The following is a 23,689-nucleotide window of genomic DNA, read 5'->3' as shown; positions in this document are numbered from 1 at the left end:
CCAGGTTTTCTTTTGTTGAGGCGACAGTGCCTGGGTGAAGATGATCTCTGATTTACGCTGGCATACATCTGCCACCGTAATTGATGTGAGGTAGTTCCAGTGTTATTCTCATTCTGTTGCATGTGTCAGCTAATATTGAGCGACCTTACCCCTGGTTGTCGAACCCGATCACGAGTTAGCTGGAGAAAGACTGTGTCCTTAAAATAAATTGTCGAAAACAGCCCGATCAAGTTCTTCCTATCAACACTTGCAACCGGCGCCGTTGGCGCTTTTGGTTTGGTACAGTTCTTGGAGTATGAAATATTGTCGCCGCAGAGTATCTACGATTGAAATCAGAAGAAGTCTTGAGCTTCACTGATCAAACCAAGGTGGAATATAAGTTGGAGCCATCTGGCTACGATTCTGTGGTCAGCATTACCGCCAATTTCGAATCCTATGCGAGCGAAGGTAGCGATCCCGATGCCACCTCGATAGATAAAAAACCCACATGAAGGGAGTGATCTCGGTGATGGCAAACTCTGCAGCAAAACATACGTCTACCATAATCGTGGCTCTGACCCCGAAAAGGAGGAGCGTTTGCTTCGGGGTACTACCTCCTGTGTCACGTATCAAAAGCCCCATGAGGCGCTTCTGATCATTGCCGAGAGAAAGGAGGCAAAACTGAAATCTGCACGAATGGTGGCGGTTAGTATCAAACGTAGCCTGAAGTAATGCGGCAGCTATCTGGGCGTTGGGCGTCAAACTAGTGCTATGGAGGGGCTTCAGACGATGGATACAATCTTTATCTCGCATGCATCCGCAGACAAGCCGTTCGTGTTCCGGCTTGCCTTCGAACTCCTCGCAGAGGGCGTCCCGGTATGGCTCGACTCGTGGGAGATGGGGCCGGGCGACCCGCTCATCGCCAGCCTTGACAGCGCACTCGACGGTAGCGCGCGAGTGCTGGTGATCGAGTCGAGTCACGCGGCTGCGACGGAATGGGTGCAATACGAGGTGAACAAGACGCTGAAGGCCGAAAAGCGGCTGGAACAATGCCTTCTCGTCCCGCTACGGATTGACGACTCCAATGGTCTCGACGCGCTAAAGGGACGGGTGCACATCAACCTGCGGGAGGGTGCAGGATTCATGGAAGGCGTGCATGCGCTCATCGAGCACCTGAGGTCGCTCGGGCTCGCCGCAGGACCGTCGGGCCGCGTCGTACTGCCGCTGGTCTTCCACAGGCGCATCGAGCTCGACACCTTCATCCTAGAACGCATCCTCGATCGTTGGATCGGCCATGGTCTTGAATGGGCAGATATCGCCCCCGAGATGATGCACCTGCTCAAGAGCGAGGCGCACAACACGCTGCAGCGCCGGCTGCGGGCACGAATCTCGACGTACTGGTCTCGGTCCGACGCGACCACCGAGGGGCTAAATGTGTTGCGCACGCTTGATAGCGACGTCGTGCGCATGGAGATCGACCTGCGCGAGCGTTCTGCCTTGGTCCTACGGGAGTTTGGCTACGGGTTCGGACTGTCCAACAACCACGTCATAGAAGTTCTGCGCTGGTACACGCGGGCAACCATGTACTATCTTATGAATACGCTCGAGGCGGCGGATATCTCGGAGCCTCAGACGAAAAGCGAGTTCTACGATGCCGTGCAGTCGCTGCCGACCTTTCGGCCCGAGCCGACAACAGCGAGATGGTGGACGATTGCCGACCCTGTGCGGGTACAGGTGCACCATCTGGACGGGCTGGGTCGTTACCACAAGACGGGAAGGGTCATCGTGCCAAAGACGGTGCTCAGAGTGCCGGAGGCGGATATTGCGAAGTACCCTGGCGTCGCCTTCAAAGATGCGTTCGAGAGCGACGCCCTCGCGCGCTATGTCCTGCCCCAGATGGTGCACGGCGTCGCTCTCAGCATGCCCTGGTCGCCCGCCGCGTGGGACGAAGACAGCTTCCGACTGTGGGAGGACTCCGACTGATTCTGTCTGCGCGGCTCCATGAAGCTAGTCATCGACAGCGTGATTGCGCCTCCGCACGCTGGCTCGTCTTCCACGCCATCACTGATTTCAATACACCAGCTTTCGCCGCGCTGCAGGCGCGTATGGCCGTCCACCGCAAATTCCAACGGCAACCGCGAACGTGGGGAGCTGGCCGATTTCGGACCTCGGATATGCTGGAGAGACTGACGCCCAACCCTGCGCTCAACCGGACGGGCCGGTATGCGGCTTCAATTTGACGCGCATCGACTTGGCCCGCCGGTTAGTTTGATCGTTAACACTGCCAATCCAAAGATTTCGGTTCCCTCTTTTCCAAGCCGATTAAATACTATTCCATTTTTTTCATGCAGTGGAGTGTATGTGGGGGGCGGGGTGGATGGGTAAGCCAGATCGAATTCAAAACAAAAGTGCTGGATCCATCCATCATGGGCTATTAACCCTTTTTTAGGGGTCTATTAATTACCCAGACCCCTTACCTGTCAGTGTTATAGAACTCCATGCTTCGCAGCAATGTACCCTGGCCGCCACCCCTCTCTTCACCAGCCGGTTGAAACTTTTACAAATAGCGACCCGTGCTACCTGCAATTGTCGACGTGAGTTGAGATCACTGCTAAAATATTTGTTATTCCTTGCTCCGCGCCTGCTCATCGTGAACCCATAGTGAATTTCCAGTACATCAGTGTAGCTGACGTACTTCTGTTCACGGGCAAGGGCTATAATACCTCTTTGAAGCGGTGAGAGAGGCTGCTTTATCGTCGATCCTCTTTTTTCAATGTGGGGCCATGCGGCGCTACTCTTTTTTGCCATCGTTGCTTTCGATTTCATGGTAAATATCAACTGTATGAAAATGAGCGCCCGACGTATTCTCTCTAGTTTCTCATGTTGGATGGCGGTGTTTTTGAGCCCCCTCTAGTGGCTAACATGTATAGACCACCATAACCGGAACCATAGCCCAAAGAGCAGGATACCTGCAACCTACTGTTTTTCCATAATTCAATTTTTTTGCATGGGTATCACAACCGGAACCTAATCAATGGTTTTAGGTTCCGGTTGTGGTGGTGTGTATGGTTCCGATTGTGGTGGTTGGGATTTTTTTTGAAGGGCAAAATATCCTGATTTCTTCCCTGGTGTTTTTTTCCTTATAACCTCACCTGGTACCCACCGTTTCCAATCATCTGTCAGACCATAGACCGCCTTATCCTGTTGGAACGCTCCACCCGGTCGAACGATCTCAATGAACCCTTTTGCCAATAAGTCTTTCAGCCCCCTGGCTATACTCCCCCTTGATAACCCGCTCGGTTTTCCCTTCGAACCTTCGCCGAACAGATTTTCAAGCTCTTTGTAGGTCATCGTGATATTTCTTTTGTTCAGGACATTGTGTTTGTTGTCAATATCCCGCTTTAGTAATAACTGGAACAATATCACCTTCCCGATACTACTTAGAGCTACAAAAGCCTTTGAGCGTGCCATTTCACGAGTCACCCAGGTGCCGGACTTAACTTTACCCTTTTTGCGATGACTCATTGTCTGAACCGTCAATATGGGGCAGATCAAGAAGACTGGTTTGCTTCTCTTGCCAACGCTCTTTTCTACTCTTTATTTTTTGACGCGTAGGGCGTTTTTTTTCTAACTCCACAGCCTTTGCAACCCTACCCATTCGAAAAGGATAAAGTGCGCAATTTAGGACAGTACACAATGCAATTTCTTTCATCTGCCAACAGGAACAATCAAGGCACTTCTGCCGTATAGCCTTTGCCCTGGTCAAATTCTCATCTGTCTTTAACCCATTGGCGGTCAAGTATGTGTGTTTTACTCCCATGACTGACCTCCCTGCTCTTCCACTACGCGTGGCAAGGAATCAATCCATTGATGGACCTCATCACTTCTCCATGCAACAGATTTCGGGCCCAATCTTACAGGGGGTGGGAATGTGCCCTCTTTTATTCGGGCGTAGATTGTGGACTTCTTAAGGCCACAGGCTTTTTCTACCTGTGGTAAACGGAGTAAGGTGTTATGTTCCATTTATTGCCTCCATATACGGTTAAGGTTTTCCGTTTAACTCTAGATGGCAATATAGGAAGGATTGATGAGTTAATCTTATAACATAAATTCGCAGCTGAAATGAATGCGCAGAGGCTGCAGCAATGGGAGATTCAGCTGATTTAACGCCGAGGTATTAATGTCATTAATAATTTTAACTGGTTAGCCTTTTTCTTTTATTTCTTTCCTTTCAATCGCATTTCTCTCTGCAATTACATTGTTAATTAGGGCTTCCTGAATAATGTGTTTTGAGCCGAAAACAGATTGGCTCATGATCTTTGACAACTCGCACGCTGTAGGGCTAACCAGCACAGCCCCTCTATCACCCCTACTATGACGCCGAAAAAAGCCGTTAGAGGGGCTGCAGCATGTCGTAAAAAAAGAAAGAATAGACACAAAAACGCCTCCCGCAGCAATTTTTCCAGGTTCATCACAATGAAGGTGATGGCGATCATGGTTTCACTGGTTTGCGAGAGTTTGGCCATTATTCTTGCAAGGCCGAAACGGCGTTTACCCTGTCCAAACTTCCCTTCGATGGGAATCCGATCACGTTCATCCTGTCGCTGCTGAAGCTTTTGGGCCTTGAGTGCCCCGGCATTCTTTTCCGTCTTCTTCTGGGGCCTCCCCAGGGGTGGTCCAGACATGCGTATCCCGTGCTTCTTGCAGAACTTCCGATTATTTCGGGTGCGATAAATCTTATCACAATGGACTGATGCCGGATAATGCCCGAAGCGTTTTCTGTAGTCCTCAAGCTGAGGAATCAGGTCTCCGCACTCGTTGTAGGGATCCCAGGAAAGATGGTCAAGAAACACCTCCCCTTCGACCAGACTGGCTGAGAGTTTTGCCCCGAACTCAGTGGGAGCAGATGCCTTACCCCGTACAATGGGTCTCACGTGTGGCTGACTGATGCTGACGATCCGGTCATCAACTCGATGGCACCGGTTCTCATACATCCACAGTTGCTGACGGTGTAGTTCATGAATGACCAGCAGATCACGGTATCGGCGAGGGCGCAGATGAGTCAAGGGCACCTGTTTGCTCAACTGTTCTATGGTTCTGAGGTTACGGCCGAGGAAACGTAACTGTTGCCCAAGGGCTTTGCGTCTGTGACGACTGGCATGTTTGCGTTTTTTGACATGGGCAAGATAAAGACGATGCGCTTTCCTGCGGTATGTCCGCGGTTTGCGCTGCGTCCCCTTCAGCGGCTTAAACAGAATATCGATGATCTGTTCGCTTTTTATCCGAGCCTCGTTGACCAGGCTGATATCAGTAGGGTAACGGATGTCAGCCGGGGCACAGGTCGCATCGACAATCAGCTTGCCCTTGTTGCTGCCCGGTGAATCATCCTCATCATCGTTATCGTCTTGTTCTTTCTCAGCAGTGGCTTGCTGTGTCGCTTGCTCGGCATTGACTATGGCTTCGTTGATTTGATTGAGCTGCTCCAGGTTAAAACGCTTGCGAAAATGGACATACATGGAGGGATCGAATGGAGGTTCATCGCGAAATTCTTTGAACCCAAGAAAGAACTGTAGGTAAGGGTTCTCCTGGATCTGCAGTACGGCCTCCTCATCACTCACGCCAAGACGTTCTTTGATGATGAGAGCACCCAAGGCAACACGAGCCGGTTTAGCAGAAGGACCAAGGCCGCTTCCAGCAAACTGCTTTGCATAGAACGACTCAGCAAGTTCCCAGGGAATCATGTCGGCCAGTTTGACCCAACGATTATCACTTCGGAGTTTACCTCCAAAGGGGAGTACAAAGTCTACGAAACTGAGTTGTTTGCTATACCTTTTTCGATACATTATCAAATAAAAGTGCAAGGGTTTGATAGGTAACTATCCGTTTTTCCTGCACATAATAACACGTAGTCAAAAGAATTCCTATTTAATTTCAACTGGTTGAGAAATAATCAGGAAGCCCTAATTATTCTCTCATACTCTCCATGCCCAATTTCTAAATGCTCTCTTAGAACATCAAGTAACTGATGAAGAATACCTTTGGTGCCAAATGTAGGTCTGATTCCGGCATCCCGGCAACACTTATACAGGGCATTGCAAAGATTATAAGCTGGTTTGTTCCTGCCTCCTCTAGGCCTTCCTTTTTTGCTAGCCAAGGCCTCAAACCCTCTGGTAACTACTTCAATCCCCCCTAAGGATCCCCTAATATTTTTATAATTCCGGTCCCGTTTCAGTTCACTCTCTACAGCTGATAATCGTCTTCCCTCTGTCACCAGCATGTACGTATGCGCTTGCACACAATTATCCAGCGCCTCTTGGATATCTTGTTCATCAAGAAGTTCTTTCAGCCGTTTAGCGCAGTCATGAATTTCTTTCAATTTTACCTGTACCATCTTTTGAGAGTCGCGAGCCTCTCGCTGGTCACGTTGCCCCAGATAGGACATACACGATCTTTCGATCTTTTCGATATCGAGTTTATCGGATAACACAATAATCTTCTGCTTAACTTCCTCAGGCAATGGTTTTATTGGGCACAGATAAGTTTTTCTATATTCTTTTGACATAATTCGAGCCCCTACCTGTTTATCTGCCGGTCTATGGGAATAATTTCAGCACCGAACTCAAGCTGCTGCAGCTTATCGCCCCACCACTGCATGAGTTGCCTCCGCTGCTCCAGATATTCTGCCCGATTATATGCTCCTTTTATTTTGTTTTTCTCCTCGTGAGCCAGTGCCTTTTCAATAACTTCACTGGCAAAACCGGATCGCTCGTGCGCCATGGAGGAAAATGATGAACGGAACCCATGGGGAGTAGCCTTACCCTTGTACCCCATGTCTCTGAGTGCTTTGGACATCGCATTGTCGCTCATAGGTTTCTCAGTATCCCTTACACTCGGAAATACCAACCCTTCCTGGCTAAAAATTACAGCGGCTCGATTCAACACAGCTACGGCCTGCTTGGAAAGAGGCACAATATGGGGACGCCTCATCTTCATCCTCTCCGCAGGTATATGCCACTCTCCAAGATCAAGATGGATTTCTGACCAGTGGGCTTTTCTCGCCTCACCAGGACGACAAGCAGTGAGGGCAGTGAACTGGAGTGCAAGTTTTGTTGTGAGATTTATTTTCTGATTTGCGGCAATATCTTTAAGGAGTTGAGACAGGTCTTTGTCAAAAAGTGCCGGCATATGCTGAACAGATCGAGATTTTAATACACCCTGCATGTCGGCAGCGGGGTTGTAGGTAGCCCTCCCGGTTTGGATTGCATATCGAAAAATGGCACTTGTCCGCTGCAGCACCTTTCGAGCTATCTCAAGAGAGCCTCTGTTCTCAATCCGCCTCAAAATCTTTAAAACCTCGGGCGGGGTAATTGCATCCACAGGTGTCTCGCCAATCGCGGGGAAAACATCTTTCTGCAGGGTTTCCACAACCGCTAATGCATGGCCATGACTCCAGCCCTCCCGCTGCTGCTCTACCCATTCCAAGGCAACGGTCTGGAAACTTTTCGACCGGTCAAGCTTCCTCTTCTGCTCTTCAGCGATATTTGCCTCTTTTTCTGCCCGTCTTGCCTGGGCAGGATTCTTTCCCTGTTTAACAAGTTCCCATGCTTCCTGGTGCAGCTTGCGAGCGTCTTTCAAGGATAGGCTGGGGTAACGGCCAACAATATACATGCCATTTTTACTGCCCAGCTTGAAGCGATACAGCCAGCGCTTCACCCCTGAAGCTGTGATCTCATAAAATAGCCCTTGCCCGTCAGATAAACGGCATGGCCCTTTTGCATTGCGGACGTCTAAAGCGGTGAGTTTAGGCATATCATCACTCCCCAGGGTGTATTTTTTAGATCCAGTTCGAATCTATTTTAAAATATACCCCTCAATACACCCTTTTCGCAATGGATTTCTCTGGACGAACTTGGAAGAGAATGGACGGAAAAGACAAGAAAAAACCCGCTAACCGTTGCTGGTTGCGGGTTTAAAAGACTTTGATGGAAGTCTGTGGATTACTCACTGGTGCCGGAGGTCGGAGTCGAACCGACACGGGGTTGCCCCCGCTGGATTTTGAGTCCAGTGCGTCTACCAGTTTCACCACTCCGGCATGGGTTCATTTCCTTACCGTAAATACACGGTCAAGTCAAGCCTAAACGGGAATGGAGCAGTCCGGTCCCTCAGAGCTCACGCGCTGCCTGGGCTCCGGCAAGGTGCTGCCTTTTCTGAACCGGACGGCACAAGCAACCCTGGTGTAGCTTTTAGAGCAACCCGTTGGCATACTTAATAGCGGTCAGGTAACAGCGGTTAACGGTTTCGGCATCAAGCTGCAGTTGTGCCAATAACGGGACAAAGGCATGTTCATTGGTTTTTTCGTAGTTTCTCGCTATCTGCAGATAGGTGTACCAGGGTCCGCGCTCCTCAAGCAGGGCTGCCTTGATATCGGCACTTACCGGCAGCTCACGCATCACCTCGTCCATGGAGCGATCGAGCATGGCATCCAGCAGGGAAAAGAGCCCGACCACGAACACCTCAGAGGTATCCATCTTGACCCTTGCCTGTTCACCGAGGAGTTCGCAGAACTTCGCCCGTACCAAACCGAGCCGAATCAGTTCGCCGGGCTTTTTGGAGGCCATTTCGGAGATGATCACCAACATAATGAAATGGCGCAGCTCCTTTTGGCCCAGGTAGGCAATGGCATGTTTAATCGATTTGATCTCCTGTAATCGGTAGAAATAGGAGGAGTTGAGAAACCGCAGCAGCTTATAGCTCACTGAAACATCATTGGCGATGATCTTGCGTAAAGACTCCACGGTGGTTGACTTTTTTGTCACTTCTGCCAGAAGACGCAGATGAGTTATTTGGGTGCTGGTCAGCTCCTGGATTTTTATCTGTTCAGGCTTGGAAAAAAAATACCCCTGGAAATAGACAAAACCCAACTTGCTGGCAGCCTCAAACTCCTCCAGGGTTTCCACCTTTTCGGCCAGCAGTTTCACCCGGTACCTGCGCAGGATATCCAGAGTTCGCAATATGGTCGTATGGGGGGTGAGCCTGAAGTCGATCTTGACGATATCGGCCAGCTCCAGCAAGGGGATGAATTTCCGGTCATAGACGAAATCATCCAGCGCAATGGTGTAGCCTTTCTCCCTGAGGCGCCTGCACGAACGCACCAGTTGTTCCGTGGGCTCTACGTCCTCAAGGATTTCCACTACCACCGACTCTTTGGAGAACGATTCCGGCAGCATTTTCTCCAGCAGACCTTGGGTGAAATTGATGAAACAGGGCTTGAAACTGGAGATATCCTGAATCTCGCGGGTAAGGAATGCGCTGCTCAGTAAACTGGTGGTAGCCCGATCTCCGCTCACCCGTTCCAGGGCGTAATGTTTCGCCCCCCGATAGAGCAGCTCATAGGCATAAATTTTTTTGTGAATATTAAAAATCGGCTGTCGTGCTATATACTGTTCCATAGATTCCTGCTGTGCCACGCCCCAGTTCTCGAGTAAAGGACAAGCGGATTACTATCGCTGGTTTCTCAGTTTCCGAAAAAAATAGGCCTGTATCAACCTGACTGTGGCGTCCTCAATAACGGTAAAACGAACGGCAATCAGCTGTTTTTCCACCCGAACAACCCTGCCAGCGGCCTCAACCTTTTCCTTCTCCCCTGCCAGGGCTATGGTCACGAGAATCTTTTCGCTGGGGGAGATCGCCACTGTTGGCGATTCCAGCGCGCAGCCGGTGGTGGAAATATTGGCCAGGTACGCCTGCCCGTCAGCAAAGGCTGTTTTCAAGGTAACCAGAATCCGCTGACCATCAAACCGGTACCCCTTTCGTTTGGATTTTGTTCTTTCCCTTGAGCTCACCATGGGTGCCGCGACTTGAGTTTTCTCGGGTTTTCGTTCAGGTTCGGTGTACGCACCAGCGCAGGTTTCGACCGACCGTCTGTATGGAATTTTTGGAATGGCTGCTGACGAAACCCATGTCTTTAAGCGATGGCGATGTGGGGGCATCCAGCAGTGCCAGCACTGCTGTCACGCTCTCGGACGCTTCCCCCATCTACACACCAATCGAGGTCGGCAGACAAACAGGGGCATCATTGTCACAAGGCAAAAAAACAGGCATTCACCCTCAATCCACTGACACCAGCAAAATAGGCCGGAACTTGCATAAGATGAACCATGCAGTATCGTTCAACCCTTGAAAAAAGGGGTGCACATTACACTACTCCAATTTACAGTGGCGCCAGCCAAATGGTCTCACTGTTTCAGTGCCTCTTCAACTCTAGCGTAGCACAAAGGAGCATTGTGTTCAAAATACTCTTGACCGTTTCCCTGTTCGTAGCTGCCGGCTGGCATGGGTGCAATGGAAACAGCTGCTCTCCGAGTCTGTACTGAGCTATGGCCACTTTTTTCGCCATCGGAGTGATTTTTCTCTTGGCGGGATGCGTCCAGGGAGTAACCGGTTTCGGCGCCGGCCTTATCGCCATTCCCCTGCTCTGTCTGATCATTGATATTAAAACCGCCATACCGCTGGTTGTGCTCAATGGCCTGGCCATGACCTCATGGCTGGCCTTTTCCCTGCGGCGCTCCTTTGATCGACGGAAGATTGTTCCCCTGATCACCGGCGCCGTTCCCGGCATTTTTTTAGGGGGATACCTCCTTCAGCACATAAACCAGGACATTGCCCGAATTCTCCTGGGGGCGCTTCTCGTCCTCTATAGCTGTATAGGCCTGTTATTCCAGCCCCGGCCTCGTCAACTCCCTGGTGAGCTGGGCTATCTCGCAGGGTTCTGCTCAGGCTGTATCACCTCGCTGCTCAGTGCAGGAGGCCCGCCGGTTATCATGTATTCAACGCTCATGAATTGGAAACCAGAAGAGATACGAGCTACCCTTACCGCGTTCTTTGTCTGTAACGCCGGTCTCACCGTCATGGTTCATGCCGCCCACGGCATGACAACCGTACTCACTCTGAAATATTTCCTGGTAACTATGCCGCTTATCCTGGCAGGCACAAATACGGGATCGCTGCTGAACAAACGGATTGGTCAACGGCTGTACCTCCGACTGGTCTACTTGCTCCTGCTGCCCATGGGCATACTGATGATATGGGGATAACGGAGAAAAAGGGTAATGCTGTTGGAGCGGGGCTTATTTCATTGGGTGACCAAGTTGCGGATGGAAATACTTGTTAATTGGGCAATCCCTTTTTTATAGGCCGCGTAATAGCGCAGTACCTTGCTGACATAGGCCCGGGTTTCCGGAATGCGGGGAATTTTTCCAAACGGCTTGACCCTTCCAGGACCTGCATTGTAAGCGGCCAGACTCAATTCCACATTGCCGTGGTAACTGTCCAGCAGCCACCTGAAGTATCTGGTGCCGCCCTCGATATTCTGCCATACGTCAAAGGGATCCTGTACATTGAGGTCCCTGGCGGTTCCGGGCATGAGCTGCATCAGTCCCTGGGCGCCCTGGGTGGAGACGGCAAGCGGGTTGAAGTTTGATTCGGTCTTGATAATTGCCTTGATTAGCGAAGGGTCAACCTTGTGGACAGTTGCCGCCCGGTTGATATGGTGATGCATGGTGTGGGCGGTGATGCTCCCCTGAGCGCCGCTGTTTAACCGGCTACGGGAGCGATACCAATCGTGCTTCTGTCTGGAACGGGATGAAGAGGAATGCACAACTGCTCCCTTTTTGAGCCGCATCCTGCCGTCTACAGGTACATTGGTGTAATGGGTGACGCCCCTTTCATCGACATACGTATAGAGAGCTGCGCCTGCTGATACCGGCAGCACAACCAGTACCAGCAGGACAGCCACGACCAGACTTTTATCCATAGTGTTCCTTGTATTATTTCTGGCGTTTTTCCCAGTCAGCAAGGAATTTTTCCATACCGATATCGGTTAACGGGTGTTTAGCCAGTTGAGCGATAACCTTGTACGGAAGGGTAGCAATGTCCGCGCCGACCAGAGCCGATTCTGCAACATGCATGGGTGAACGAACCGAAGCTACAATAACCTCGGTAGCATACCCATAGTTCCTGAATATACTCATTATATCGGCAACAAGTTCCATTCCGTTAACGGAAATATCGTCGAGCCGGCCAACAAAAGGACTGACATAGGTGGCGCCGGCTTTGGCAGCAAGCAACGCCTGGGTGGAGGAAAAAATCAGGGTAACGTTGGTCTTGATACCTTCAGCAGCCAAGCGCTTAACAGCCTTCAACCCCTCTTCAATCATGGGGACCTTGACCACGATGTTATCACTGATCTTGACCAGTTCCCTGGCTTCGTCCACCATCCCATCAGCATCCAGGCTGACCACCTCAGCACTTACCGGGCCGTCGACAACAGCGCAGATATCCTTGAGGATGTCGGTAAAGGGGCGTTGTTCTTTGGCCACAAGGGAAGGGTTGGTGGTTACCCCGTCGACCATTCCAATTTCGAGACCTTTATTAATCTCGTCGATATTTGCAGTATCTATAAAAAATTTCATTCTTTCTCCTCCGAGTTTTCTGTAAATGCGTCGCAGCATTTTTCGCTGCAGAAATAATAGGTCTGCCCCCCCTTGCGCAAACGAATCGCCTGTTTTTTGGGAATAAGGGTATGACAGACCGGATCTTCGACCAGGACATCCTGGACAGGTGTATCTTTCTGCTGCGTTTGGGATGATTTCTTTTTCAACTGTTCGAGCAGCACACTGCGCAGCAAACGGTAGCCGATATAGAAGAGAACAGCGAGTATAATGAGACGAAGCGGTGTCATTTGCGTGGTAGCGCCTCTACCCGAATGATGAGGATGCGTGACGGTAACATATTGGTATTATATACGTGCCCAAGCAAAAGTCTAATCAATTTCTCTGCGCCCAGTAAAAAGTGGCGTCCATGATTGCCGTCTCGGCCGGGTACCTGGCAGCAACTGGTTGGCCGCCATTTTGGCCGCAGGGAAAAATACCCTGGGCTCAGGAATCCCACTCGATTCGCTGACCGCCCGTTTCCTGCTGTGCAAGGGCAGTACACTGCGCTCCAATACTTCTACCGGTCAGCGGATGGTGCACGGTTGTCGCGATCTCAGCAAGTGGTTCCAGGACAAATAATCGCTCAAGCATGCGGGGATGAGGGACGGTCAACAGGGAAGAGACAAGGATGAGGTCATCGTAGAGCAGCAGATCAAGATCGAGGGTTCGATCCTGGTAACCGAGGGACGGTGCGGAGCGAGTGCGGCCATGCTCCTTTTCTATGCTCTGGAGCAGGCGGAGCAGCTCGGTCGGGCTCAGTGATGTTCGACCGGAGCCTGCGGCATTGACAAACAGGTGCTCACTTTCCATCCCTACCGGTCGGGTCAGGTAGGGATGGGAGAGGGCAGTAAGCCGGATAGCCGGATGCTGACCCAGTCGGTTCCAGGCCTGGAGTATAATCTGCCTGGACTCCCCCAGATTGGAGCCGATCCCTATATAAAAGCAATGAGAAAATGCCGAAGATGAAACAGACACCGAACAAAGCCGGCGCCGATTGGACGACGCCGGTCACAGGAGGCTAGAAATTTTTCAGGTCAAGCACATCAAACATGGTATACATGCCGTTGGCCTTGTCCGCCAGCCAGGCGGCAGCCAAGACAGCTCCTCTGGCAAAATTATCACGGTTGGTCGCCCGATGACTGATCTCGATCCGCTCTCCGGCGCCGGCAAAATAAACCGTATGCTCACCAACGATATCGCCACCACGAATAGTCTGGATACCTATCTCCTTGTCGGTTCGCTCACCGATAATGCCATTGCGCTCCATCACCCCTACAGCAGCCAGGTCTCTTCCCAGTGCTTTGGCTGCCATCTCTCCCAGCTTCAGCGCTGTACCCGAGGGCGCATCTTTTTTCATCCGATGATGCGCCTCAACGATTTCCACATCATAGGCATCGCCTAATACAGCAGCGGCCTTTTCCACCAGTTTAAACAGAACATTCACCCCCACCGCCATATTGGGGGCCTGTACGCACGGAAAACTGGACGCAGCGAGCGTCTTGAGCTCGTCCAGCTGGACCTGGTTAAGGCCGGTGGTACCGATAACCATCGCCTTTCCGTGCACAGCCGCAACCCGAGCAAACTGCATGGTTGCCTCGTGAAAGGTAAAATCGATGATAACGTCGCCGACCTCGATTACCGACTCTATCCCCGGGGTAATGGGTACACCAATGGTGCCGATGCCACACAGGACGCCGACGTCCTCGCCAAGAACGGTACTGTCCGGGTGTTCAAAGGCTCCTGCGAGTTCCAGCCCTTCCTGCTGCAGCACCATCTGCGAAATACGCAGCCCCATCCTGCCACCAGCACCGGCGATGATTACTTTGGTCATGTTAATCCACTCCTGATAGAACCTGTGAAGAAGTGTTTATGCGAGCAGCTCGCATGCTGTCATACACCGACGTAATTCTTCCTCTGCCGGCCCATCAATCTGGGTCATTGGCAGACGGACCTCAGGGGACTGAATCCGCCCCATAAGATTAAGCCCTTTTTTAGCCGGCGCAGGGCTCGGATAACAGAACATAGCTCCCATGAGGTCAAACAGGTGATAATGCAGTCTATTGGCCTGTTCAAGATCACCGCTAAGAGCGGCCTCCATCATGGCCGCCGTTTTGGCTGGTTCAAGGTTTGCCACGACCGAAATGACACCTTTTCCGCCGATAAGTACCGTGGGCATGGCGGTAAAATCGTCACCGGAAAGAACAATGAACTCACGAGGACACGCCTTGATCACCGCACTGATCTGGTTCAGGCAGCCGCACGCCTCCTTGATGCCGATCACATTGGGCAGCTGGGCCAGCCTGGCAACCGTTGCCGGCAACATGTTGGTTACGGTCCTGCCGGGCACGTTGTAAAGGATGGTCGGTATATCGACCGCATCAAGTATGGCTTTATAGTGCTGAAAGAGACCTTCCTGGCTTGGCTTGTTATAGTAGGGCACCACCGACAGGACCGCATCGGCTCCGCTCTCCTTGGCCGACTCGGTTAACTCAATCGCTTCCAGGGTATTGTTGGCGCCGGTACCGGCAATAACCGGAACCCGTCCCTTGACGGTCTCCACCGTCAGCTCGATAACCCGCTTGTGTTCGGCAAAACTGAGTGTTGCCGATTCACCGGTTGTTCCGCACGGCACCAGACCGTGGATGCCGCTGTCAATCTGCCACTCGATCAGATCGATCATTGCCTGCTCATCGATTTGGCCGTTGTTCATCGGCGTCACCAATGCCGTAATTGCACCGTGTATCCTACCCATTTCCTTCTCCTCGCAGTCCTGTCCAGTCTGTGCCGAACACTCTACCTGCTGTCTCTTTCATCGATTTTTTCGTCTTTCCCGTCCCGGGCAGCTAATCCGCTCAGCCGACCTGGTGAGACCAGTCCGCCAGCGCTTCTGGTACCAATTCCCCTGTATAGATGACATGGGCAGGGCCCCTGAGCAAGACATTTTCAATGACTTGCTCATCCTTCAGGTCAAAACTGATGCGTAGACGATCGTTGCCGGCGGTAACCACCACCACCGGCGAACCGGCCCGGCCAAGCAGGGCCGCAATGATGGCCCCGGCGACCGCTCCGGTTCCGCAGGCCATGGTTTCCCCCTCTACACCCCGCTCATAGGTGCGGACATGGATCTCCTTATCGCTGCAAGCAACAAAGTTCACATTGGTTCCAGCCGGTTGAAAATCCGGGTGGTGACGAATCCAACTCCCCACCCCCTGTACATCCACAGCAACAAGATCCGACACAAAAGTGACGGCATGGGGTACGCCAGTATCCAGGGAGTGCACCTCAAGCAGAGCGTCATTCTCCAAGGTCAGCTTACGGGACAGTGCAAGCGAATGGGGTTGCGGCATACGGATGGTCACTTCCGTGTCCGCCACCTTGGCCTCCACTATCCCGGCCAGGGTTTCAAACCGCATGCTGGCCGGGGCTATACCGTGCATATAGGCAAATCGCGCCACACAGCGAGCGCCATTGCCGCACATTTCCGCCACCGAACCGTCAGCATTGAAAAACTGCCATTTGAAATCCGCCTGCTCGGATTCCTCAATCAGGAACAGACCATCCGCACCGACGGAAAACCGGCGCCGACAGAAATGGCGGGCAAAATCAGCCATCTTTTCCGGCGGAATAACAGGCTCTCTGTGATCGATGATGACGAAATCATTGCCTGCACCACTCATCTTCACAAAGGGAATGGGGGCGAGGTGCTTGTTCACGATAGGTTGCTCTCCATGCACTGATTGTCAAGGGTGCGGTGGTTCTGCTCTCCGATCATTTAGTCAACCACCGGCCGGTCGATTACCTGTTCTGGATCATCACCTCTGGCGAACTTGCACTCTCATTAGCAGGAGTTCGCGTGTCAAAACTGGACACCGAGTAGTATATGCGTGCTGCCTGTCGCGGTGGTTGACGATCAATAAACATATTAAAGGGCAGCAGGACTTCCCCAACCAGTTGCGGGGCTTCGTCTCCAGGCAAGCGTCGATAGACTCTATAGCCCTTGAGGTCCTTTTCCGGGACATGGGACCAGAAGATCTTAATCCCGGCCTCGGTGCGTACCCCCTGAACATCAACCGGGGCCGCTGGCGGGGTCCTGTCCAAGGGTGTTGCGGCAACGTTTTTACTTATCCCGCCACCGACCGCACCCTGAGGATACATGCTGATGGCTTGGACCTGGTAAAAATACTTCCGGTTATTGGCCACGTCCCTGTCAACATAGGTCGTCCCCTGCTGCGGTTTGCCAATCTCCTGGAAAGGTCCGCCACCGGTGCTTCGCCGTACCTGATAGGTAACAACCTCCTCGATCGGAGTTCCATCCAGGTGTTTTTCCGCAGGTTGCCAGGTAAGCGTATTCATCCGGTCACCGGCTGTCACCGTCAGGTCTTCCGGTGCCATTACCGGGGTATTCCACAGGAAGCGAACAATGTTGGAGTCTGCAGATTCTGCCCACCACCCAGACTTGCTCCGCACCTTGAAAAAATAGAGATTGCCAGGCCGAAGCAGCCTCGCCGTGTAACTGGCGGTTTTACGGCCCTCATCCGGGAGCGCACCACCAGGCAGGGTGATCCCCTTGCCGAAAGGAATGGGGCAGGTCTCGCAGTAGCTTTCCACCGGGACCACCGCGCGGTACATGAGGAATTCGGAGATATTCGTGAGATCGTCCCCGGTAACAGTTTCAACCGGATAACTCCAGTACAGGGTGACCCCTTTTTCCGTAAGCTCATAGCGCAGGTCGGTCACCGGTTGGGGCAACACCTGTTGTGGCGGTACCGGTTTGTCTTTAAATCCGCACCCACCGAGCGCCACAAGGGCGGTAAAAACGGCTGCGACTCCCATCACTGTCACGGAAAAACTCCTGCTGCTGATCATGGTATTCATCCCAAATAAGATTCTGCCTTTTCCAGGGCTTCGCTCACCCGGATCAAAGCTGTACCGCCGGGCGAGGTCCGGCTGTTCACTGATCCTTCGACAGACAGGACGTCAAAGACATCAGCCTCCAGATGCTCAGAAAAGGCCTGTAGGTCGGCCAGGGTCAGATCAATGAGTTCGATTTCGCGTTCCTGGCAAAGCGCCACCACCTTGCCAACAATCCCGTGGGCCTGACGAAAAGGAACATTTTTCCTCACCAGGTAGTCAGCCAGGTCAGTGGCAGTCATGAAGCCGCCATAGGTTGCCGCTTCCAGCCGTTCGACATGAAAGTCGGTATTATCAAGCAACTCTGCCGTGATGGACAGACAGGCCTTGACGGTATCCAGTGCATCGAATACTGGTTCCTTGTCCTCCTGCAAATCTCGGTTATAGGTCAGGGGAAGCCCCTTGACCGTCACCAGCAACGCAACCAGGGCTCCGGCCACCCGACCGCTTTTACCTCGGATGAGCTCGGGAATATCGGGATTTTTTTTCTGCGGCATAATGGAGGAACCGGTGCAATAACGGTCCCCGATTCGCACGAAGTCAAACTCCTTGGAAGACCAGTAGACCAACTCTTCGGCAAGACGGCTGAGGTGCAGTTGGATAAGGTTGAGACAGAAGAGAAACTCCAGGGCAAAATCCCTGTCGCCGGAGGTATCCATGGAGTTGGCGCTGATTTCAGGAAAGCCAAGCTCCCGGGCAACGTATTCCCTGTCCACCGGCAACCCTGTTCCCGCCAGGGCAGCTGATCCAAGCGGCAGGACATTGATGCGGGTCAGGCAGCTCTCGAGACGCTCCCGATCACGCTTGAGCATCTCAAAATAGGCCAGCATATGGTGAGAGAGCAGCACAGGCTGCGCCCGCTGCATGTGGGTATAGCCGGGCATGACCGTTCCAAGGTATTTCCGGGCCAAACGGACAAAAGCACGCTGGCAGCCTTCCAGCAGCCGGTCCAGCTCAGCCGACTCGTCGCGGAGATACATCCTGAAATCGACATTCACCTGGTCGTTCCGGCTCCTGGCGGTGTGCAGCTTCGCTCCCGGGGCTCCAATCCGATCGGTGAGCGCCTTTTCGATGTTCATGTGCACATCCTCAAGCTCAGACGAAAAGGCAAACCGCCCCTCCCGAATCTCCTGCTCGATCTGGCTCAACCCGTTGACAATGGCTTCGCACTCCTCATCGGTAATCAGCCCCTGCCTGGCCAGCATTCTGGCGTGGACCGTGGAGCCCTTGATATCCTGCCGATAAAGCCGCGCATCGTACTGCACCGAAGCGCTGAACTCCTCAACCGAGGCCGCAGTGGCCTCGGCAAAGCGTCCGCCCCATAACTTTGTAGATGAATCCTGTGTGCTCATGGGACCTATTTCCGGTTGAGCGCCTGAATCTGAAGACGCAGGGAATTGAGACGAATAAAGCCGGTAGCATCGGCCTGGTTGTAGACCTCATCCTCTTCAAAGGTGGCCAGGGATTCCGAATAGAGGGAATTGTCCGACTTACGCCCGACCGGAATGCAATTGCCCTTGTACAGCTTGAGGCGAACCGTTCCGTTCACTGTCGCCTGGGCATCATCCATGGTCTTCTGCAGCAGTTCCATCTCCGGAGAGAACCAGAAACCGTTGTAGATCAGGGTGGAGTACCGTGGCACCAGCGAATCCCGGATACTCAGGACCTCTCTGTCCATGGTGATGGTCTCCAGGTCCCGATGGGCGATACGTAGGATGGTGCCGCCTGGAGTCTCGTAGACACCGCGGGACTTCATCCCCACGAAACGGTTTTCCACCATGTCCAGCCGGCCGATCCCGTTTTCTCCGCCCAGCGTATTGAGGCGTTTCATCAGAGCCACCGGTCCGAGTCGTTCTCCGTCGATGGCCACCGGTGTTCCCTGCTCAAAATCCATCTCCACATAGGTGGCCACATCGGGCGCCTTCTCCGGCGAGACGGACAGCTTGAACATGTCTTCATCCGGTTCATTCCAGGGATTCTCCAGAATCCCGCCTTCAAAACTGATATGCAGCAGGTTTTCGTCGGAGCTGTACGGATTTTTTTTGGTGACCGGTACCGGGATATCATGCTCTTTGGCAAACGCTACCAGTTTTTTTCGGGAGTTGAGGTCCCATATCCGCCACGGAGCGATAATCTGCAGCTTCGGGTCAAGAGCCAGGTAGCTGAGTTCAAACCGTACCTGATCGTTGCCTTTACCGGTGGCCCCGTGACTGAGCGCGTCGGCTCCCTCTTCTTGGGCAATCCGAACCTGTTCCTTGCTGATCAGCGGTCGTGCAAGAGAAGTCCCCAGCAGATAGGACCCCTCGTAGATGGCATTGGCTCTGAAAGCGGGAAAGATAAAATCGCGAACGAATTCCTCCTGCAAGTCGGAAATGATCACCTTTTCCGCGCCAGTGGACATTCCTTTGCGGCGGACGGCTTCCCAGTCCTCCTGTTGACCGATATCCGCGGAGTACGCAATAACCGGACAACCATATTCTTCACTCAGCCACTTTAAAATTACCGATGTATCCAAGCCGCCGGAATAGGCGAGCACTATCTTTTCCACACTTTTCATTCTCTTCTACTCGTGTCCTTTATGACAGGTGGCACCCAGGTTAACCAGACAGCTACGCCTGCGGCCGTTTATCTTTTACCCAAGGTAGCTTTCCAGGAGCGCCTTGTGCATATGCATTTTATTTTCAGCCTGATCAAAAATCACGCTCTGCTCACCCTCAAGCACGTCTTCGGTTATTTCCTCACCGCGATGCGCCGGCAGGCAGTGCAGCACCACAGCATCACTTTTTGCCTGGGCGAGCAGTTCCCGGTTCAGCTGGTACGGCTTGAACGACTGCAGCCTTTCTGTCTGTTCATCCTCCTGGCCCATGGAGGCCCATACATCAACATTGACCACGTCCGCACCCTTTATGGCTGCTGCAGGATCACGCAGCAGGGATATGGGCGAGGAGGCTCGCTGTTGGGACCAGGCAAGAACTTGTTCATCAGGCTCAAAGCCCTCAGGACAGGCAAGGGTAAGGGAGAAACCGAAGATGGCCGCTGCTTCCAGCCAGGAATTGGCCATATTATTCCCGTCGCCAATCCAGGCGATCTGCAGATCTTCAAGCGCGCCCTTGTGTTCAATGACGGTTATCAGGTCACTGAGGATTTGACACGGATGGTAGAGGTCGGTCAGGGCGTTGATCACCGGGACATCACTGAACCGTGCCAGTTCCTCGACGATTTCCTGACCATAGGTTCGGACCACGATCCCGTCCACGTACCTGGCCAGGACCCTGGCCGTATCCTTAAGCGGTTCCCCGCGCCCGAGCTGGGAGTCCTTGCTGGACATAAAGATGACATTGCCGCCGAGACCGTACATGGCCGCCTCAAACGAGACCCGGGTTCGGGTGGAGGGCTTATCGAAAAGCAGGCAGATCGTTTTACCGGTCAGCTGGTCATGGCGAACGCCATCCTTGCTTTCCTGTTTAAGCACAAGTGCCCGGTCTACCATTGATTGCAGCTGCTTGTGATCAAACTGCGCCAACGCCAATAGATGTTTACTCATTTTCCGCCCCCTTTGCTCCGGGTCTGCTGCGGCGCCTCGGAGTGCAGGGATCACGCCCCCTTACGCCTCCTTCCGTCGCCAGATAAAAATCTTAATTGATACAAAAAAACCATGGTTTTGCAAAGGGATTTTCACGCTTCTCCGGTTCAAAGGGCGGAGATCACGATTTTCACGCCGATGAGGACCATGACGACCCCGTCCAGCGCTTCCACTCTCCTCCCCACGCCGCACCGATCCGCTCTCCAGGATGGTGAACAGGCAGGCAACTCTCCCTATCACCAGGGACGGCACCCACATTGACCATGACCGGGGTGACGCCGACAGCCAGGACACTGTCCTGAGCAATGAAGGGAAAAGCAGTCCATCTTTACCCGACAGCTAAGGTATGGACTATGCCAAGGTATCCAGTACGCTGATCAGCTCTTCCACCACCTGATCGATCTCCTGCCTGGTAACAATCAACGGCGGTAAAAAACGCAGCACCGTATTCCCGGCAAAATTCATCAATACCCCCCGTTCAAACATGTGCTGCACAATAGCAGCGCCGTGTTCCCTGCCCTGTTCGGTCAAAACCAGTCCAAGCAGGAGGCCCCTACCACGAACACCGGATGCAAGGTCAGGGAAACGGGTGGCAACCGTCTTCAATTTTCCGATGAAATATTGTCCTGTTTCGCGTACCGCCTCTAGGAAGCCATCAGCCAGCATCTCCTGGAGAACGGCAACGGCCGCTGCTGCGGCCACGGGATTGCCGCCAAAGGTGGAGCCGTGGCTGCCCACCCCAAAGGCTTCGGCAACGGTGTCAGTGGTCAGCATGGCACCAATGGGCAAGCCGTTGCCCAGTGCCTTGGCCGCGGTCATAATGTCCGGTGCCACTCCGGCTTGCTCATAGGCAAACAGGGTTCCGGTCCGGCCCATTCCGGTCTGGATTTCATCGAACAGCAACAGCAGGCCATGTTCATCGCAAAGTGCACGCAGCGCCTGAAGATAGGCGGGATCCAACGGTCGCACCCCCCCTTCTCCCTGCAATGGCTCGCACAGGACTGCACAGGTTTTTTCGCAAATCAGCTCCTCTACGGCTTTGATGTCGCCAAATGCGGCATGGACAAATCCTTCAGGGATCGGTTCAAACCCCTGATGAAACTTGGGCTGTCCGGTTGCCGCCAGGGTGGTCATGGTCCGCCCGTGAAAGGAACCGGACAGCGAGATAATCTCGTATCGCCCTTTGCCACTGTAAATTCGGGCGAGTTTGATGGCAGCCTCGTTGGCTTCGGCACCTGAATTGACCAGAAACACACGGTCGGCAAAGGTGTGGTTGACCAGCAGTTCCGCCAGCTCGATTTGCGGCCGGATATGAAAGAGGTTGGATACGTGTACCAGCTCTTGAGCCTGGGTGCAGATCGCCTCGGTCACCGCCGGGTGGCAGTGGCCCAACGAACAAACCGCAATTCCGGAAAGAAAATCAAGATATTCACGGCCGTCAGCATCCCATAACCGGCACCCGCGCCCCTTGATCATCATGGCGGGAAATCGACTGTAAGTTCCGATAAACGCCTTATTCCCCCGTTTCGCCCACGCTGCATTGTTCATGATACTATCTCCGTGCCGATTCCTTCTCGTGTAAATATCTCCAACAGGATCGCATGTTCCTGCCGTCCATCTATAATATGTGCCTTACCAACCCCCCGTTCCAGGGAGCTGCGGCAACAGTTTACCTTGGGAATCATCCCGCCGCTGATCACCTCGGAACCGATCAATCCATCCACCTCCTCGCTCCGGATGGTGGAGATCAGCTGCCCATCCTCGCCTTTGACCCCCTCCACATCGGTCAGCAGTACCAGCTTGACCGCGTTCAGTTCGGCGGCAATTGCCCCGGCCACAAGGTCGGCATTGATATTAAAGGCCTGCCCGTCTTCACCGACACCTACCGGGGCGATGACCGGGATAAAATCCTGTTGATCGAGAGTTGACAGGATCTCCGGGTTAATCTTTGTCACCTCGCCGACACGCCCCAGGTCAATCAGCTCCGGCGGACGATCCGCACCTTCCGGCTTGGCATGAAGGGTCAGTTTTCTGGCCTGAACCAGATCGCCGTCACGGCCGGACAATCCCACGGCCTTTCCCCCACAATGGTTGATCAGGCCCACGATCTCCTTGTTGACCTTGCCCACCAGCACCATTTCGACTACGTCCATGGTTTCCCCATCGGTTACCCGCATTCCCTGAACATAACTGGGGGTAACCTGCATTTTTTCAAGAAAACGATTGATCTGCGGGCCTCCGCCATGCACGATAACCGGGTTGATGCCGATATACTTCATCAAAATAATATCCAGGGCAAAATTGCGCTTGAGTTCCTCATCAACCATGGCATGACCGCCATACTTGATAACCACTGTCTCCCCATAAAATTCCCTGATATACGGCAGCGACTCCACCAGCACCTTTGCCTTTGCGATTCCTTCCTGCATTTGTTTTGCCTTCACGTGTATGAGTTTCCCTGGTAGCTGAATCCGGCGAGGGGCCTGCATGTTGAAAGAGAGCGTTATGCCCTGCTGCACCAATGGGTAACTTTCTTCAACGCAGGTTATGCCACGTCACGGACACAGGTGGTACAGTCAATTCCTTTGCGCTGCCTACTCTACCCCTGGTTCAATAGGGTGTAAACAGTTCTCTTGCCACTCTGGCTTCGCCCTCTCTACCCTGCCCACTGGTGTGTAAAAAAAACGTCCCGATACTCTCGACGCGCTAAAATGGTCTAAATTTT

At 52.9% G+C, this 23,689-nt stretch carries 25 protein-coding genes and 1 tRNA gene; 4 read left to right on the top strand and 22 right to left on the bottom strand.

Features of this window, described 5'->3' with window-relative positions; translation table 11 throughout:
* The first annotated feature begins 326 nt into the window (after positions 1-326).
* On the top strand, positions 327-491 hold the full coding sequence (locus ACZ52Z_RS15990) for a hypothetical protein (protein WP_464267773.1): 165 nt from the start codon (positions 327-329) through the stop codon (positions 489-491).
* A 277-nt stretch (positions 492-768) separates the two neighbouring features.
* Entirely contained in the window at positions 769-1,962 is a 1,194-nt protein-coding gene (locus tag ACZ52Z_RS15985) for a toll/interleukin-1 receptor domain-containing protein (RefSeq protein WP_464267772.1), read from the top strand.
* A 1,044-nt stretch (positions 1,963-3,006) separates the two neighbouring features.
* Here the strand turns inward: ACZ52Z_RS15985 and ACZ52Z_RS15980 are convergent.
* From ACZ52Z_RS15980 to ACZ52Z_RS15940, 9 genes are all read right to left on the bottom strand, one after another.
* A complete protein-coding gene (locus ACZ52Z_RS15980; RefSeq protein ID WP_464267771.1) occupies positions 3,007-3,504 on the bottom strand; it encodes a hypothetical protein in 498 nt (165 codons plus the stop codon).
* Positions 3,482-3,799: a hypothetical protein gene (locus ACZ52Z_RS15975; RefSeq protein WP_464267770.1), complete on the bottom strand. Its 318-nt coding sequence runs from the start codon at positions 3,797-3,799 to the stop codon at positions 3,482-3,484. Before ACZ52Z_RS15975 ends, ACZ52Z_RS15980 begins: the two co-directional genes overlap by 23 nt.
* A complete protein-coding gene (locus tag ACZ52Z_RS15970; RefSeq protein WP_464267769.1) occupies positions 3,790-4,002 on the bottom strand; it encodes a helix-turn-helix transcriptional regulator in 213 nt (70 codons plus the stop codon). The genes ACZ52Z_RS15975 and ACZ52Z_RS15970 overlap by 10 nt, the downstream gene beginning before the upstream one ends.
* Positions 4,003-4,289: 287 nt before the next feature.
* A complete protein-coding gene (locus ACZ52Z_RS15965; protein ID WP_464266804.1) occupies positions 4,290-5,822 on the bottom strand; it encodes an IS5 family transposase in 1,533 nt (510 codons plus the stop codon).
* A 107-nt stretch (positions 5,823-5,929) separates the two neighbouring features.
* Positions 5,930-6,541, bottom strand: coding sequence for a hypothetical protein (locus tag ACZ52Z_RS15960; protein ID WP_464267768.1), 612 nt, complete (start codon positions 6,539-6,541; stop codon positions 5,930-5,932).
* Between the two features lie 11 nt (positions 6,542-6,552).
* The gene (locus ACZ52Z_RS15955; RefSeq protein ID WP_464267767.1) at positions 6,553-7,788 is read right to left on the bottom strand and encodes a tyrosine-type recombinase/integrase; all 1,236 of its coding nucleotides are present in this window, start codon (positions 7,786-7,788) and stop codon (positions 6,553-6,555) included.
* 196 nt (positions 7,789-7,984) lie between these two features.
* A tRNA-Leu gene (locus tag ACZ52Z_RS15950) sits at positions 7,985-8,071 on the bottom strand.
* A gap of 151 nt (positions 8,072-8,222) precedes the next feature.
* Positions 8,223-9,428, bottom strand: a complete 1,206-nt coding sequence (locus tag ACZ52Z_RS15945) for an EAL and HDOD domain-containing protein (RefSeq protein WP_464267766.1) — start codon at positions 9,426-9,428, stop codon at positions 8,223-8,225.
* 51 nt (positions 9,429-9,479) lie between these two features.
* Positions 9,480-9,824, bottom strand: a complete 345-nt coding sequence (locus ACZ52Z_RS15940; RefSeq protein ID WP_464267765.1) for a PilZ domain-containing protein — start codon at positions 9,822-9,824, stop codon at positions 9,480-9,482.
* Between the two features lie 80 nt (positions 9,825-9,904).
* On the opposite strand from ACZ52Z_RS15940, the gene ACZ52Z_RS15935 reads away from it, so the two are divergent.
* Entirely contained in the window at positions 9,905-10,159 is a 255-nt protein-coding gene (locus ACZ52Z_RS15935; RefSeq protein WP_464267764.1) for a hypothetical protein, read from the top strand.
* Positions 10,160-10,355: 196 nt separating this feature from the next.
* Entirely contained in the window at positions 10,356-11,072 is a 717-nt protein-coding gene (locus ACZ52Z_RS15930) for a sulfite exporter TauE/SafE family protein (RefSeq protein WP_464267763.1), read from the top strand.
* A 38-nt stretch (positions 11,073-11,110) separates the two neighbouring features.
* On the opposite strand, the gene ACZ52Z_RS15925 is transcribed toward ACZ52Z_RS15930, so the two are convergent.
* From ACZ52Z_RS15925 to argB, 13 genes are all read right to left on the bottom strand, one after another.
* Positions 11,111-11,791, bottom strand: coding sequence for a transglycosylase SLT domain-containing protein (locus ACZ52Z_RS15925; protein ID WP_464267762.1), 681 nt, complete (start codon positions 11,789-11,791; stop codon positions 11,111-11,113).
* A 13-nt stretch (positions 11,792-11,804) separates the two neighbouring features.
* Positions 11,805-12,449, bottom strand: a complete 645-nt coding sequence (gene fsa, locus ACZ52Z_RS15920; RefSeq protein WP_464267761.1) for a fructose-6-phosphate aldolase — start codon at positions 12,447-12,449, stop codon at positions 11,805-11,807.
* Complete coding sequence (locus tag ACZ52Z_RS15915) at positions 12,446-12,718, bottom strand: YHS domain-containing protein (RefSeq protein WP_464267760.1); 273 nt, start codon at positions 12,716-12,718, stop codon at positions 12,446-12,448. Before ACZ52Z_RS15915 ends, fsa begins: the two co-directional genes overlap by 4 nt.
* A gap of 196 nt (positions 12,719-12,914) precedes the next feature.
* Positions 12,915-13,445 (bottom strand): 2-amino-4-hydroxy-6-hydroxymethyldihydropteridine diphosphokinase, encoded by a 531-nt coding sequence (gene folK / locus ACZ52Z_RS15910; RefSeq protein WP_464267759.1) that lies wholly within the window; start codon positions 13,443-13,445, stop codon positions 12,915-12,917.
* A gap of 43 nt (positions 13,446-13,488) precedes the next feature.
* On the bottom strand, positions 13,489-14,301 hold the full coding sequence (gene dapB / locus ACZ52Z_RS15905) for a 4-hydroxy-tetrahydrodipicolinate reductase (protein WP_464267758.1): 813 nt from the start codon (positions 14,299-14,301) through the stop codon (positions 13,489-13,491).
* Positions 14,302-14,337: 36 nt separating this feature from the next.
* Positions 14,338-15,222 carry a 4-hydroxy-tetrahydrodipicolinate synthase gene (dapA, locus tag ACZ52Z_RS15900; RefSeq protein ID WP_464267757.1) on the bottom strand — a complete coding sequence of 295 codons (885 nt, stop codon included), beginning with the start codon at positions 15,220-15,222 and terminating at the stop codon, positions 14,338-14,340.
* Between the two features lie 100 nt (positions 15,223-15,322).
* Entirely contained in the window at positions 15,323-16,183 is an 861-nt protein-coding gene (gene dapF, locus ACZ52Z_RS15895) for a diaminopimelate epimerase (RefSeq protein ID WP_464267756.1), read from the bottom strand.
* A gap of 82 nt (positions 16,184-16,265) precedes the next feature.
* On the bottom strand, positions 16,266-17,336 hold the full coding sequence (locus ACZ52Z_RS15890) for a fibronectin type III domain-containing protein (protein ID WP_464267755.1): 1,071 nt from the start codon (positions 17,334-17,336) through the stop codon (positions 16,266-16,268).
* 5 nt (positions 17,337-17,341) lie between these two features.
* A complete protein-coding gene (gene argH, locus ACZ52Z_RS15885; RefSeq protein ID WP_464267754.1) occupies positions 17,342-18,733 on the bottom strand; it encodes an argininosuccinate lyase in 1,392 nt (463 codons plus the stop codon).
* Between the two features lie 5 nt (positions 18,734-18,738).
* Positions 18,739-19,938: an argininosuccinate synthase gene (locus tag ACZ52Z_RS15880; RefSeq protein WP_464267753.1), complete on the bottom strand. Its 1,200-nt coding sequence runs from the start codon at positions 19,936-19,938 to the stop codon at positions 18,739-18,741.
* Positions 19,939-20,013: 75 nt separating this feature from the next.
* Positions 20,014-20,925, bottom strand: coding sequence for an ornithine carbamoyltransferase (gene argF, locus ACZ52Z_RS15875; RefSeq protein ID WP_464267752.1), 912 nt, complete (start codon positions 20,923-20,925; stop codon positions 20,014-20,016).
* 390 nt (positions 20,926-21,315) lie between these two features.
* Positions 21,316-22,512, bottom strand: a complete 1,197-nt coding sequence (locus tag ACZ52Z_RS15870; RefSeq protein ID WP_464267751.1) for an acetylornithine transaminase — start codon at positions 22,510-22,512, stop codon at positions 21,316-21,318.
* Positions 22,509-23,393: an acetylglutamate kinase gene (gene argB / locus ACZ52Z_RS15865; protein ID WP_464267750.1), complete on the bottom strand. Its 885-nt coding sequence runs from the start codon at positions 23,391-23,393 to the stop codon at positions 22,509-22,511. The genes ACZ52Z_RS15870 and argB overlap by 4 nt, the downstream gene beginning before the upstream one ends.
* Positions 23,394-23,689 lie beyond the last annotated feature (296 nt).

The organism is Desulfogranum aggregans (genome assembly GCF_055398265.1).
This window is presented reverse-complemented; position numbering and strand designations above follow the sequence as displayed.

Coding starts and splice junctions, on each gene's coding strand:
- ACZ52Z_RS15975 (WP_464267770.1), bottom strand. CDS start 3,799: ATGGGAGTAAAACACACATACTTGACCGCCAATGGGTTAAAGACAGAT.
- ACZ52Z_RS15915 (WP_464267760.1), bottom strand. CDS start 12,718: ATGACACCGCTTCGTCTCATTATACTCGCTGTTCTCTTCTATATCGGC.
- ACZ52Z_RS15870 (WP_464267751.1), bottom strand. CDS start 22,512: ATGAACAATGCAGCGTGGGCGAAACGGGGGAATAAGGCGTTTATCGGA.
- ACZ52Z_RS15925 (WP_464267762.1), bottom strand. CDS start 11,791: ATGGATAAAAGTCTGGTCGTGGCTGTCCTGCTGGTACTGGTTGTGCTG.
- ACZ52Z_RS15945 (WP_464267766.1), bottom strand. CDS start 9,428: ATGGAACAGTATATAGCACGACAGCCGATTTTTAATATTCACAAAAAA.
- argF (WP_464267752.1), bottom strand. CDS start 20,925: ATGAGTAAACATCTATTGGCGTTGGCGCAGTTTGATCACAAGCAGCTG.
- argH (WP_464267754.1), bottom strand. CDS start 18,733: ATGAGCACACAGGATTCATCTACAAAGTTATGGGGCGGACGCTTTGCC.
- dapB (WP_464267758.1), bottom strand. CDS start 14,301: ATGACCAAAGTAATCATCGCCGGTGCTGGTGGCAGGATGGGGCTGCGT.
- ACZ52Z_RS15880 (WP_464267753.1), bottom strand. CDS start 19,938: ATGAAAAGTGTGGAAAAGATAGTGCTCGCCTATTCCGGCGGCTTGGAT.
- ACZ52Z_RS15940 (WP_464267765.1), bottom strand. CDS start 9,824: ATGGTGAGCTCAAGGGAAAGAACAAAATCCAAACGAAAGGGGTACCGG.
- argB (WP_464267750.1), bottom strand. CDS start 23,393: ATGCAGGAAGGAATCGCAAAGGCAAAGGTGCTGGTGGAGTCGCTGCCG.
- ACZ52Z_RS15970 (WP_464267769.1), bottom strand. CDS start 4,002: ATGGAACATAACACCTTACTCCGTTTACCACAGGTAGAAAAAGCCTGT.
- ACZ52Z_RS15930 (WP_464267763.1), top strand. CDS start 10,356: ATGGCCACTTTTTTCGCCATCGGAGTGATTTTTCTCTTGGCGGGATGC.
- ACZ52Z_RS15960 (WP_464267768.1), bottom strand. CDS start 6,541: ATGTCAAAAGAATATAGAAAAACTTATCTGTGCCCAATAAAACCATTG.
- ACZ52Z_RS15985 (WP_464267772.1), top strand. CDS start 769: ATGGATACAATCTTTATCTCGCATGCATCCGCAGACAAGCCGTTCGTG.
- ACZ52Z_RS15955 (WP_464267767.1), bottom strand. CDS start 7,788: ATGCCTAAACTCACCGCTTTAGACGTCCGCAATGCAAAAGGGCCATGC.
- ACZ52Z_RS15935 (WP_464267764.1), top strand. CDS start 9,905: ATGGAATTTTTGGAATGGCTGCTGACGAAACCCATGTCTTTAAGCGAT.
- dapA (WP_464267757.1), bottom strand. CDS start 15,222: ATGGGTAGGATACACGGTGCAATTACGGCATTGGTGACGCCGATGAAC.
- fsa (WP_464267761.1), bottom strand. CDS start 12,449: ATGAAATTTTTTATAGATACTGCAAATATCGACGAGATTAATAAAGGT.
- ACZ52Z_RS15980 (WP_464267771.1), bottom strand. CDS start 3,504: ATGAGTCATCGCAAAAAGGGTAAAGTTAAGTCCGGCACCTGGGTGACT.
- ACZ52Z_RS15965 (WP_464266804.1), bottom strand. CDS start 5,822: ATGTATCGAAAAAGGTATAGCAAACAACTCAGTTTCGTAGACTTTGTA.
- ACZ52Z_RS15890 (WP_464267755.1), bottom strand. CDS start 17,336: ATGATCAGCAGCAGGAGTTTTTCCGTGACAGTGATGGGAGTCGCAGCC.